Genomic DNA, 12,768 nt, shown 5'->3' with positions numbered 1-12,768 from the left:
TTCAAAAATGGGGCATGACTCTCTCCATGAGCAGAACAAAAAGCTGGAGCAGTTGCAACAGGAACTGAAGGAAGGTAACATCGAGCATTTTTACATTACGGAGCCTATGCAGCATCAGAGCCAGCAGTTGGTGCTGGCAGGCAGCTTTGACTTTTCGTATTATCACAATGTGGAGATCACCTTTCATGAGGTAGAGTTCATTCTGTGTCCGGCGACGATATTTATCGTGGAAAGGTTTCGACCGGCCACGGAAGAAGAGATCGTTCAGTTAAATTCGGTGATGTATGGTTTTGAAAGGAATGCTACAGTCTTCTGCCTGGAAAATGAATTTGAAGAGCAACGATTTTATATCGTGGCGAAGCAGATGACCTATCAGTTCGGCATGGTTTATTACTATAATCGGCCGAATCTGCAACCGGGAGAACGAATTGCTGCATTTGTGACCAAATCGGAGAACGTTCATGAGTAAAGCTAATGAGGAGACTCGCGTTCGATTATACGATCGACATTCGCTTCATACCATGGATTGGCCCGATACGGAGGATGCGAGGTACGCACGGGTGTATTTAGAACCGATGATGATGCAAGGAACTACAGAATACATGACTAACGTAAACACCACGTTGCTCCTTGCCCGGATAGATAATCTTGTGCTGCCGGTGACCGTGAATGATGAGGAATATGATAATGCTTATGTCTGTTCCCCGTATACTCACTATGTGCGGTACGCCAAGCAGGAACTAATCATGTTACAGAAACCGATGCTGGAAAAAGGACTCTCCATGCTGCTCAGTTTAATAGGCTGGGGCATGAAAAAATCCCGGATCAACAAGGTTGTACATATCAACAACTGGCTGTTATCTACCAATCTGTATCCTGCCATGACTGCTGAGCAGGCCACGCAGCTACTTGAAAGGGTAAAAGACCGCTATCCAGGGCATACGGTGATCTTTCGCTCTTTGAGTTCCGAACTGCACTCGAACCTGATAACAGGGCTTCAGGAAGCGGGATGCCGCTCTATACCGAGCAGGCAGATATATCTGTATCAGGCATATGATCCGAATTTCGGCAACGCCAAGTCGCGCTGGTTGCTGAAAAGGGATCAGGCATTGCTGAACAAACATGGCTATGAATTAGTTTCTGGTGCAGATATTGTGGAATCAGATATCCCGCGAATTGTGGAGCTATACCGGATGCTTTATTTGGAAAAGTACTCCTATGACAACCCGCAGTTCAACGAGCGTTTTATTGCTGGAGCTATGGCAACCGGCGCGTTAAGCTTGCACGGTTTGCGCAAGGAAGGGCGCCTGGATGCGGTAATGGGTTACTTCTGCCGTAATGGGGTGATGACCACTCCGCTGTTCGGTTATGACACAGATATTCCCCAGTCTGTCGGTTTGTACCGCATGTTGTCCGCTTGTCTCATTGGACAAGCCCAAAACAACAGAGTGTTACTACATGAGAGTGCTGGTGCAGCGCAGTTTAAACGTAATCGCGGCGCGATAGCGGATTTTGAATATTCCGCAGTATACGACCGGCATCTCTCATTCCGCAGACGATGGTGCTGGGCATTACTAGACCGATTGTTGAACAGCATAGGTGTGCCGTTGATGCGCCGCATGAAGCTATAAGCAAGCTGTGCTGCTCCAGTTATTTGATTGAGCTCATATGTATGCCCTATTTCAGATGCTCGGCCAGCTGTACCTCGAACCCATCCGGGTCTGCAATGTATATAAAACGTAGACGTGGGTTCGGCTCTACAGGTCCGCGCAGAATAGGGATTTGCATGTTTTCAAGATGCTTCATGGTTTCATCCAGTGACGTTACTTCGTAACCGATCGAGATGCCTGCGTCCGGCTTCAATGTCTGTTCACTACCTTCAATTAACTCTAGTGAGGTCTCACTCGTCTTACCCAGACCAAGCATGGCAATCTGACGCCCACGGCTTTCAAATCTGCGCTGAACGGTAAGTCCTAGTAAATTGTGATAGAAGTGAATCGATGCTTCCAGATTACGCACACGTAGTGTAATCCAGTTGAGTTTGATTAACATGTTGGGTCTCTCCTTCGGAGTTGCGTAGTGTCGGTTCTTGTTTATTATACAAGAAGAAAGGCAGTTCATCTGAATTTAATGAAAAAATTTACATAAATATATATGTAAGCGTTATTTCGAAGTGTATAATACAAGTTAATATTGAGAGGAGGAATGAAATGAAGAGCAAGGTGTTTAAAAAAATGAGTTCAACCCTGCTGGCAACGATGCTGGTGATGACGACGGTTCCTTTTCAGCAGGCTGCTTTTGCGCAAGAACAACAGATTGAACAGGGAGCAAGTTCTGGGGCTGCGGCGGTTTCTGGGCAGAACCTCAAGGTGCTTCAAACCGATTTTGAGGATGGGACACTTCAAGGCTGGCTTCAGCGTGTTGGCAGCGAAAGTTTGACCGTTTCAGAGCAGGCAGCGCATGAAGGTACTCGGAGTATGCTTGTCTCGAACCGTCAGCGCTCCTTTCATGGGCCAATGCTGAAAATGAAAGGTCTGTTGAAGCCGAATTCTACTTATAACATTTCATTCTATGTCAGGCTTACGGAGAAACCAGCTTCAGATCAGACGATTCAGCTAACGGCCTACAAGAAGAATGGGGCAGAGAGCTGGAACATGTTAGACAAGGTCACGATTCCCAAAGACGACTGGCAGCAATGGCATAAGGTTACGGCCACGTACCAATACAGCGATAATCCCGAGGAGTTGAATTTCTTTATTGAAACACCTTATGTTTCCGACGACACGGTAGATACATTGTCATTTTATGTGGATGATTTCACAATTGAGGAAGCCGCACCACTCGCTATTGAGACCGATATTCCTTCCTTGCAAGATCTGTACCAGACTGAATTTCCGATTGGAGCCGCGGTGTATCGCTGGCAGCTTGAAGGAGCTTACGGTCAATTGTTAACCAAACACTTTAACAGTTTGACCGCAACGTATGAGATGAAACCGAAGTTTGTGTCCCCTTCCAAAGGCGTGTATGACTTCCAAGCCTCGGATGAATATGTGGACTTTGCACAGAAAAATCAAATGGGTTTACGTGGACATGCCTTGCTCTGGCATATTGATGCCGCAGAGTGGATGTTCAAGGATGACCAAGGCAACCCTGCGAGCAGGGATCTGCTACTCAGTCGGGTTCAGAACTACGTAGATACGGTCATGAAACGATATAAAGGCAAAATTTACGCCTGGGACGTTGTGAATGAAGCAATTGCAGATAGTAACGGGGATGCAAACGGAATGCGCAAAAGCCCGTTCTATGAGCTGATTGGCCCGGATTATGTTGAGAAAACGTTTGAGTTTGCACGTGCCGCCGACCCGGATGCGAAATTATACTACAACGAGTATTTCACCGAAATTCCTGAAAAAAGAGAGCATATGTATCAACTGGTGAAAAAGTTGAAAGAAAAAGGGCTGATTGATGGCGTGGGTCTGCAATCCCACTATAATCTTGAATCTCCGCCGATTGACGAGATTGAGAAAACAATCAATCTGTTTGCCGGTCTTGGACTGGATATCCAAATCACGGAACTGGATGTCGATAGCGGAATTCCTTATGGTGAGACATTACCTCAGGACGTTGCTGTGAAACAGGCATATCGTTATAAAGAGCTGTTTGACCTGTATGAAAAACATAGCGATGTCATCTCATCGGTGACCTTATGGGGATTACAGGATGAGAAATCGTATAACAATCAAGCCTTTTTATTCGATAGTGCTCTGCAATCCAAACCGGCCTATTGGGGGTTGGCAGATGAATCAAGCCTGTCTATTTTGACGAACAGGGCGGTTACGTTGTCTGGTACACCAAATACGAAGGCAGCCAAACAAGATCCACTCTGGAACAAGGCTGTTTCCACAGCTTTGAAAGGCAATTCGGGTTCTGCGACGTTCCGTACGTTGTGGGATAAAAATAATTTGTATGTTCTGGTTGACGTAAAGGATACGACCAAACATGCGAAAGACAAAGTGGAGCTGTTCGTTGATCTGAACAATGGCAAAACTCCTGTGTATGAGGCAGATGATCGACATATCACCATAAGCCGTGAAGGCAAAGTGACAGGAGCTAAGCCAAATACGTATCGCGTTCGTGAAGCGGCGGACGGTTATCAGGTTGAATTATCCATACCATTGACTAATGCACAAGGGTCACTTGCACGTGAAGTTGGCCTGGATGTACGGGTGACGGATGGTGAAAACAACAGTTCAGGAGGACAGCAGGTTCTGTACTGGAATGACCGCACACTATCCCAGGATCAAGACACCAGCAAATATGGCGTTATTCAGTTTGCGAGTATGCCTAAGTCTGCGAAAGCCTTGCAAGGAACAGTAACGATAGATGGTGAGAAGGATGCAAAATGGAATAAGGTTACGCCATTCCATATTACACCACTGAATCAGAGCGGAGGTGCATCCGCTGAGGCCCGTGCGATGTGGTCTGGTCAGGATTTATATCTGTTTATCGATGTCACTGATCCACAAATTATAACCAACGCTCCTGATCCATGGGATCAGGATTCGGTTGAGATTTTCCTGGATGAAAATCATCAGCGTACACCGTTCTATCAATACGATGATGCTCAGTTCCGAATCAGTGCAGACAACGTAGGTACGTTTGCTGGCAGTGCCTCTCCAGGACGGCTCCAAAGTGCTGTGAAGAAAACGTCCAAGGGATATCAGGTGGAGGCTAAGATCAGATTACAGTCCCTCCTGCCGAAGGAAGGCCAAGTCATGGGATTTGAACTCCAAATTAATGATAATCAAGGAAACAATAACAAAAGTACGGCAAAATGGAATGATCTCACTAATGACAGCTGGAAGAACACTTCCCAGTATGGCATTCTGACGTTTTCAAAATAAACCAATGAATGATGATAAATAGGTAGGCAAGAAGAGTCGCGGATTTAGTCATTCTATCTATCATCCAATCATCACAAAAACCCCCAAACCTGACGAGGTTGTCTCGTCAGTGTTCGGGGGTTTGTTTATTCGCTATGCCGCTTTTATTGGATCAGATCCACAGCGCCTTGCGGTACAAAAGCATCCACGCCGTTATACACGATCACACCTTCAAGAGCTGTCTTTTTACCATTCACGAGTGCAATGTTTTTGTAGATTTGCAACTCCAGTTTGGTGTTGCCTTTTGTTACGAGAATCTTCGGATTTTTAACATCCGTCAGATCCAGTTTGTACGTTGCGCCTTTAGCTGTAAACGCCTGTTTGGCAGGTACGAACAGTTGCTTGCTTACACTGTCCAGATCGAGATTGAGCACGCGTGCCATGTATTTGGCTACATCCGTGTTGTCAATAACACCGAATGGACGATCATTGTTAGGGGCATACGTATAAAGTACAACGTCTCCGCCCGTGTGCCCACCAGTTGTCCAGCCGATACCCGCACGTTTGCTGATCATTGGGCCTACCACATAGTTCAGGCTACCTGGCTCGGCGGCTTTAATGGCAGCAACCTCTTCGGAAGTCAGATCGGAAATGCCGTAGTATTGTTTCATGACTGCTTTGATGTTGGTGCGTTTCGCATCCAGTTTCGCTTCTACACCTTCACCTGTCAATTTAGCCTTTTTCAAAGGTCCGATAAAAGTAGACAACGGCTCTTTGTCATACGTGCCTGTTGTAGATGCGTTACCAATCGTAAGTCCACCATTTTGATGGTCAGATACGGCTACAACAGCAGTTTGTCCATCGGCTTTGGCGAAGTCCATTGCTACTTTTACAGCATCATCAAAAGCGAGCACGTCACTGATAATACCAATGGGATCATTGGCATGAGCAGCCCAGTCTACCTTACTGCCTTCCACCATCAGGAAGAAACCGTCCTCGTTTTTGGAGAGAACTTCAATCGCTTTGGATGTCATCTGAGCAAGACTTGGTTGCTTGGCTGGATCACGATCCATGTTGTATGACATGCCTGCAGGAGAGAACATGCCCCACAGTTTGTTGGAAGTTGATGCTTTCATCGCCGCAGGTGTAGTTACATAATCGTAGCCGAGTGCTTTGATGGAGGCAACGAGATTGTTACCGTCTTTGCGTCCAGCTGGTTCCAGATACTTACTGCCGCCGCCCAGTACAACATCGATGCCGTTGAAGACTTGTTGTTTGCTGAGTGCATCGTAGTTTTTACGGTCAGGATAATGGGCAGAGAAGTCTGCCGGTGTTGCATGCATAATTTCGGAGGTGGCTACAATACCCGTTGCTTTACCCGCAAGTTTGGAAGCTTCTAATACGGAAGCAACAGGTTTCCTTTCGTCGCCTTTTGCAATCGGGTTTTGTCCAGGCATGGTAGCCTTGTCCGGCAAAACACCGACAAAACCGGTATGAGATTTATGTCCTGTCGCAAAGGCTGTTCCTGCAGGAGCCGAGTCTGCAATCGGCGCATCCGCGGAGTGTGTACGCACCATACCGCTTGCCATGGAATCAATGGTCAGGGAGGAACCTTTATACCAACGAGCCAGTGCAGTAGCATCATTAGCCATACCGTCAGGAATAAGAATGATTACATTTTTGATGGGTGAAGCAGAAGTTGTTGAAGTACCGTCTTCTACAGCCCAAGCTGCACTACTGCCTCCAAGCGTAGCTGTAACAATGGTGGTGACCGCGAGCATCATTTTGGCTGCACGAGCATTAAAGCGATTTAACATGAACATCCTCCTAATAAATATGTATAGTTTATCCAGAACCCAGTGTATACAACAATTGCTAATGGAACATCAGCTTTAGGTTAATTAATTGTAAAAATTACGATTATAAGTTAAAGCTTACATAATAGACGAACTAGACAAAACGATAAGCACTCTTGTATGGTAAGGATGAAATCGGACATGCGGGAACCAAAGTCCAATGATCGTTTTGAGGTGGTTCAACATGAAAGAATGGTCAGAAGCCATTCGGTGGTGGAATAACAATCAAGTGAAACTGATCGATATCCGCCATAACGTATTGCATTCAGAACAAGAGTTATCGACAACCATTTTACCGGCTCCGGCTTTTTTGATCCTAAGTAAAGGCGAAGCAGACATTCAATTCGGGATAAACCGATTTACATCGGATCAGACACTCATTCTGCATGGTGAAAAAGGTACGTCATTGCGGATTCGTTGTATGAAGCAACCGTTAGATTATTATTTACTGCTATATAAACCGCAATCAGCCCCGTTACCTCTTGAATCATCCGAAGATGGAAGTATACGAGGCGTGAATGCGTTTCAGGGAGGAGAACCCTATTATTTTGCAGCATCATACCCATTAACGCTTCTTACGATTGTGGAAAAAATGGCGGAGTCTTGGACTTCTAGTGATGAACTGGATCGGTTACAGGTGACAGGATTGTTCTATCAATTGGTGTATGAGCACTTTCGCCAGTGGAAGATGGCGCGTCAGCGGCAGGTTGAATCGCTGGAGCTGGCGGAGCAGATCGAAGCCTACATTCAGGAGCACTACGCTCATTCTATCTCCATGGAAAATATGGCTACGCATTTTCATTACAGCACGCATTATCTGGCCAGGGTATTCAAACGCAAGTACGGATGCAGTCCCATGGACTATGTCATTCAGACTCGAATCAAACGAGCGAAACGTTTGCTGACCGAGACGGAAGCACAGATCCGGGAGGTGGCTGAAAGTGTTGGTTACAAGGATTTGTACTACTTTAGCCGTATTTTCAAACGTATAACAGGTGAGACGCCAGCACAGTATAAAATGCACAGTCATCGAATCAAAGGTTCAAATCGTACGAATAAGAAGTCTGAATCGTTCATTGCTGACAGACACAAGCATAGTTATATTGGTAATAACGATAATCATTATCAATACAACACATGGAGCGTGGACGAGTTGAACCTTCGTTTTAAGCCAACATTGGCGGTTAGTTTATTATTTAGTTTATCGCTGCTACTCGCAGCATGCGGGGCGGGAACTGAACAGCCACAGCCTGCAACGAGTGCAGAACCGGTACAGGAATCTACTCGAACGTATACAGATGCTACAGGAAGAAAGGTTGAGATTCCGGCGCAGCCTTCCAAACCAGTTATCATAACCTATGGCGGATATCTGTTACCTCTCGGAATGAAGCCAGCAGGTGCAAACACGGAAACACTGGAGCAATATCCAGAAGAACTGGCAGGTGTTCCGGACATCGGATCAGGCAACGGCAACGTTGAAATGATCTCAGGTCTGGAACCGGACGTGATCATTGTACCGGACTACACAAGCAAGGAAATTGTAGACACGTATGCGAAAATCGCACCAACGATTACGGTGGCCTGGGGCGGTGATCCAGATGTCATTAATACCCTGAGAACGATGGGGGATATTATGGATCGTAAGGATGAAGCCGAGCAATGGATTGCGAAGTTTGAAGCGAAACTGAAGAGCATTCGCAGTGAACTGAACATTAATATTAAACCGGGCACAACAGCCATGTCGTTTGTGATCTACAATAAAGAGGTATTGCTTGGCGGCGAGGGTGGTACGTTGGGCAAGCTGATCTATGAGGATTTTGGTTTCTCCATGCCTGAGCAGTATAAAATCTATTCGGATGGCGGCACAGTGCTGTCCTTGGAAAAACTGGCAGACAAGCCTGCCGACTACTTCTTCACTCAGATGGAAGATGAAGAGATGGATCAGATGATGGAACTGTTCGAGGAACCGGTATATCAGAGCATTCCCGCGATCAAACATAATCGAATTATCAACGTGTCCAGGAACTACTGGAACTATGGGCCGTATCTGGCGGATAAAGGTCTGGACAGTTTGATTGAACAAGTGAAAAAGCTCCAATAGCTGTAATTGCTGTACTAGCAATAACTGAGAGGTTAGCTAAAATACTGCCTGATCGTAACAGAATACCATGCACGTAACACCATGAATGGATCCATCCGGATTTGTTCATGGTTTTTTTTATAGCATGAGCCGAGAACTGTAAGCAGTGATACTTTTTTAAAAAAATATTGCTAGCGCTTTCATTCTGTGCTAATATCACGGTAATAACAGGATTGTAACCGATCTCAGGGCAAGACCTGTTCCAGTTCATTCGTTGGATGGTTGATCAGACGATTGATTGCGTTTTTACTATAGTAAACTAATTCAATAACACACCTCATTATTCTCAGGGTTGTTACGTATTGCAGGCAAAACCTGAATTGAGGGCAGTAGACGATGTGATCCAACGTCTGTGTGCCTTTGATTCAGGTTTTTTTTATATATGATCCGCCTGAATGTCATAACCGAAGGGTTGCAACAGTTCATGTCAGCAGAAAGGAGGGCCGATCTTCTGTTCTTCCAAGACCAAGAAATAGAATGATCCAAACCTTGGAATACTGTACCGAGCGGTGCAATATTTCGAAACTATTTTTCCATCATACACGACTAGACAGCGAGGAGAATAACCAATGAAAAAAATGAAACGTTCTATTGCAGTAGCAGCGATTCTGAGCATGTGTGTATCGGGTCTACCCGCTTATGCAGCAGGGAATACAGCTCCATCCTTGTCCCCGGCTATGGACAAACTGGTAAAAGCAGAGCTTATTCGCGGGAATGGGCAAGGCGTGAACGCGGCTTACCTGAGTAAACATGCCACACGTATTCAAGCCGCGGTGCTTTACTTGCGTTTATCAGGTCTGGAAAAAGAGGCTCTGGCCTATCAAGGAACCGAAACGTATACGGATGCCGCTCAGGCAGGCAAGGTGTTGCAACCCGTCGTTGGATACTTGAAGCAGCATCCTTATTTAGCTGGTGTGGTCACGGATACGGAACATTTTGCGCCTAATGCTCCACTGACAGCAGAAGAATATGCAGATTTGCTACTCCAGGCTCTTGGTTATGAAGCAGGGACGGATTACACATCAGGAGAAGCTTCCGCATTTGCGGCAACCCATGGTATCAAATCCCTTCAAGGAAAAGGAACGACACAGCTGACCAACCGTTTAATGGCTGAAGCCACGGCACAGGCTTTGCAGGCTCAGCTCAAAAATGGTACAGGTACGCTTGAACAACTCTGGTCCAAACATAAACAGGCGGGAGCGTTTAAACCTCAAACGTTACAAAAAACAAAATACGGTGCCATTGATGGTAAAGCCTATGATCAATACGGCACGCTTGGCTGGCTTGGTGTTCCATACGCAGCACCTCCGGTAGGCGAACTACGCTGGAAAGCACCACAAGAACCGAAGGCTTGGACAGGCACAAGAGAAGCCAAAGAGTTCGCGGCAAACAGCTTGCAAATTTCCGGTAAAACTACAGTGGGTAGTGAGGACTCCTTATATTTGAACATCTGGCGTCCGAATACAACCAGCACAAAACTTCCGGTCATGGTATTCCTGCACGGCGGCGGTAATATGACTGGATCAGGCAAGGACTTCCAGGGAGAACAGCTTGCACGCAATACAAACAGTATCATTATCTCGGTGAACTACCGTTTGGGAGCACTAGGTTTCTTCCAGAATGCTGCGCTGAAAACAGGCAATGCTCTGGATGATTCCGGCAACTATGGCTTGTTGGATGCGTTCCGTGCATTAGCTTGGGTGCAGGATAATATTGCAGGTTTTGGCGGCGATGCAGGAAACGTGACACTTGCGGGTCAATCTGCCGGGGCGCGTGATGTTCTAGCCACGCTTATCTCACCGCTTAGCAAGGGATTGTATCAAAAAGCGATCGCGTTCAGCGGTGGTTTGACGACGGCTTCACCTGAAGAAGGACAGCAGAAATCCGAGGATGCGATCGTGAAGCTGCTTGTGCAAGAAGGTAAAGCTGCAAATGAAGGCGAAGCCAAGGCCTGGATCAGCAAGCAAACATCTGCACAGCTGGAAACATACCTACGTGCACTGCCTGCGGATAAACTGGTGACGGTATTTGGCGCAACGGCCATCCGGATGCAACCATTCCCGCATTTGTTCCGTGATGGTACCGTCATTCCAAAAGAAGGTTTTGATGCGATCAACAGTGGCAAATATACGAAAGTGCCTGTGTTGCTCGGCAGCTTGGAAACGGAATTCTCTGCTTTTGCATTCGGTGATCCAAACTTTGCTCCATCGATCAATGATGGTACATTGTTTACTGACCAGAAGAAAGCAGATCAATATGCGGCTGCAATCAAATATGGTAGCGAGGCGTACGCAGGATTTAATGCGGAGCGAGTTGCTGAAAAGTTAACCAGTGCGGCGGGTCAGCCGCCAGTATATGCATATCGTTTTGCATGGGGGACCCAGCCTGGCGTCATCTCTGAACGTTTGCGTACCTTGTTAGGGGCTCCGCATGGTGCCGATATGGACTTCTATACAGGGAAAGCAGCAGGTATTGCGGCTTACTTCCCTGAAGGTTATTTCAGTGATGCCAACAAGCCGGGACGTGAGCAACTGTCTGCTGCGATGGCAGCTTACCTGAAGCAGTTCCTGTATACGGGCAAGCCAGGTACGGGCGGAACGTCTGCCCTTGCTGCATGGACGCCATGGACGAAAAATGCCAAAGCACCGATCATGCGCCTGGATGCGAATAACACAACTGCCGAGATCGGCATGTCCTCCCAATATAATCAGGGCAAAGAAGCTGTGAATGCGAAGATGAAGCAGGAATTGCCTGAAGAGACGTACAAACTGTTGAACGAAAAAGTGCTTGCAGGCCGTTTCTTCTGGGAGTAAATGAAAAACCACAAAAATTAAGTTAAGAAAAATGACAGCAATTAACTTAAAATGAGAAGGAAGGACAGGGGATCATTGCTCCTGTTCTTTTTCTGTTACTTTTAGAATCGATTACATAACCCTACTTATCTCACATGCTACCCTTGACTTTCCCCTGCACGGGAGACTGTATACTCACGTTAAACTAATGGATTGGAGATGATACATTGTTCAAAATCAGTACGTTTGCCAAGCTCAGCAAGCTTTCTTTGAAAACGCTGCGCTATTACGACCAGATCGGTATCCTCAAGCCGCGTAAAGTAGACGAGGACACGGGCTACCGATATTATTCCGCAGATCAATTGCTTGAACTTAACCGGATTCTGATCTACAAGGAATTGGGCTTTACACTGCCGCAGATCACGCAGCTACTCAAGGAAGACATCTCACATGAGCAGATTCAGGGCATGTTGAGGCTGAAACGAAGTGAGATTCAGCAAATGATTGATATGGAACAAGCTAGGCTTGTACGCATTGAAGAACGCATCCAGCTTATGGAAAGCGAAGGACAATGGGATACAGGCCAGGAGATCCGAATTAAAGCCGAGGTTGCTCAAACCTTCCTGTTCTTTACTGCAAACGGGGGAGAAGAGCGTATTCCGGAACTGCTGGGTCATCTGGATTCACTGCTAACGAAAGACCTGCGCCAATGGATTCAGGGACCACAGGTTGTGTTGTGGCGAGAGGTGGATGGAAAAGAGGATGAATTCGAGTACGAAGTCGGTTACTTCTTAACGGGTGAGCCTCCTGTAGTTGCTGAGCCGTTTCAGCTCCGGAATCTCCAGCCGGAACCGATGGTCGCCTCTATAGCGTTTCATTCGCATTCCACATTTGATGGGGCAGCCTGTGTGCATTTAGCACGGTGGATCGAGAAAAACAACTACCAGATCAAAGAGAATGAGCCGGGCAGAGAATACTATTTGCCCTTATCTCCTGAACAGGATGCACAGTACATCGAGATTCAGATTCCTATCACATGCAGGTAACGATATAAGTTGAACTAACTTATATCGAAGGCTTAAGTGAAAATGAACATA

At 46.4% G+C, this 12,768-nt stretch carries 8 protein-coding genes; 6 read left to right on the top strand and 2 right to left on the bottom strand.

The window, feature by feature from the left end; translation table 11 throughout:
* Nucleotides 1–7 precede the first annotated feature (7 nt).
* Complete coding sequence (locus tag M3629_RS11300; RefSeq protein ID WP_251506012.1) at nucleotides 8–469, top strand: hypothetical protein; 462 nt, start codon at nucleotides 8–10, stop codon at nucleotides 467–469.
* Nucleotides 462–1,631: a GNAT family N-acetyltransferase gene (locus M3629_RS11295; protein ID WP_251506009.1), complete on the top strand. Its 1,170-nt coding sequence runs from the start codon at nucleotides 462–464 to the stop codon at nucleotides 1,629–1,631. Before M3629_RS11300 ends, M3629_RS11295 begins: the two co-directional genes overlap by 8 nt.
* Nucleotides 1,632–1,677: 46 nt before the next feature.
* Here M3629_RS11295 and M3629_RS11290 read toward each other — a convergent pair whose 3' ends face one another.
* Nucleotides 1,678–2,052 carry a VOC family protein gene (locus M3629_RS11290; RefSeq protein WP_251506006.1) on the bottom strand — a complete coding sequence of 125 codons (375 nt, stop codon included), beginning with the start codon at nucleotides 2,050–2,052 and terminating at the stop codon, nucleotides 1,678–1,680.
* A 158-nt stretch (nucleotides 2,053–2,210) separates the two neighbouring features.
* Between M3629_RS11290 and M3629_RS11285 the strand changes: the two genes are divergently transcribed.
* Nucleotides 2,211–4,904, top strand: coding sequence for an endo-1,4-beta-xylanase (locus M3629_RS11285; protein ID WP_251506004.1), 2,694 nt, complete (start codon nucleotides 2,211–2,213; stop codon nucleotides 4,902–4,904).
* A 143-nt stretch (nucleotides 4,905–5,047) separates the two neighbouring features.
* On the opposite strand, the gene M3629_RS11280 is transcribed toward M3629_RS11285, so the two are convergent.
* Complete coding sequence (locus tag M3629_RS11280; protein WP_251506579.1) at nucleotides 5,048–6,667, bottom strand: alkaline phosphatase; 1,620 nt, start codon at nucleotides 6,665–6,667, stop codon at nucleotides 5,048–5,050.
* 256 nt (nucleotides 6,668–6,923) lie between these two features.
* Here M3629_RS11280 and M3629_RS11275 point away from each other — a divergent pair, with 256 nt between their 5' ends.
* The 3 genes from M3629_RS11275 (at nucleotide 6,924) to M3629_RS11265 (ending at nucleotide 12,717) form a co-directional block, all read left to right on the top strand.
* Complete coding sequence (locus tag M3629_RS11275) at nucleotides 6,924–8,840, top strand: AraC family transcriptional regulator (protein ID WP_251506001.1); 1,917 nt, start codon at nucleotides 6,924–6,926, stop codon at nucleotides 8,838–8,840.
* A 608-nt stretch (nucleotides 8,841–9,448) separates the two neighbouring features.
* Nucleotides 9,449–11,692: a carboxylesterase/lipase family protein gene (locus tag M3629_RS11270; protein WP_251505999.1), complete on the top strand. Its 2,244-nt coding sequence runs from the start codon at nucleotides 9,449–9,451 to the stop codon at nucleotides 11,690–11,692.
* 206 nt (nucleotides 11,693–11,898) lie between these two features.
* Nucleotides 11,899–12,717, top strand: a complete 819-nt coding sequence (locus tag M3629_RS11265; RefSeq protein ID WP_251505995.1) for a MerR family transcriptional regulator — start codon at nucleotides 11,899–11,901, stop codon at nucleotides 12,715–12,717.
* The last annotated feature ends 51 nt before the right edge of the window (nucleotides 12,718–12,768 follow it).

Origin of the sequence: Paenibacillus polysaccharolyticus (assembly GCF_023714295.1) — a bacterium.
In the GTDB taxonomy this organism is placed as follows: Bacteria; Bacillota; Bacilli; order Paenibacillales; family Paenibacillaceae; genus Paenibacillus; species Paenibacillus polysaccharolyticus_A.
Note: the sequence above shows the minus strand (reverse complement) of the source record. Positions and strands in the feature narration are given on the sequence as shown.

Bases quoted from the DNA above. Each gene is read 5' to 3' on its own strand.
- M3629_RS11300 (WP_251506012.1), top strand. From the start codon at position 8: ATGGGGCATGACTCTCTCCATGAGCAGAACAAAAAGCTGGAGCAGTTG.
- M3629_RS11295 (WP_251506009.1), top strand. From the start codon at position 462: ATGAGTAAAGCTAATGAGGAGACTCGCGTTCGATTATACGATCGACAT.
- M3629_RS11275 (WP_251506001.1), top strand. From the start codon at position 6,924: ATGAAAGAATGGTCAGAAGCCATTCGGTGGTGGAATAACAATCAAGTG.
- M3629_RS11290 (WP_251506006.1), bottom strand. From the start codon at position 2,052: ATGTTAATCAAACTCAACTGGATTACACTACGTGTGCGTAATCTGGAA.
- M3629_RS11270 (WP_251505999.1), top strand. From the start codon at position 9,449: ATGAAAAAAATGAAACGTTCTATTGCAGTAGCAGCGATTCTGAGCATG.
- M3629_RS11280 (WP_251506579.1), bottom strand. From the start codon at position 6,667: ATGATGCTCGCGGTCACCACCATTGTTACAGCTACGCTTGGAGGCAGT.
- M3629_RS11285 (WP_251506004.1), top strand. From the start codon at position 2,211: ATGAAGAGCAAGGTGTTTAAAAAAATGAGTTCAACCCTGCTGGCAACG.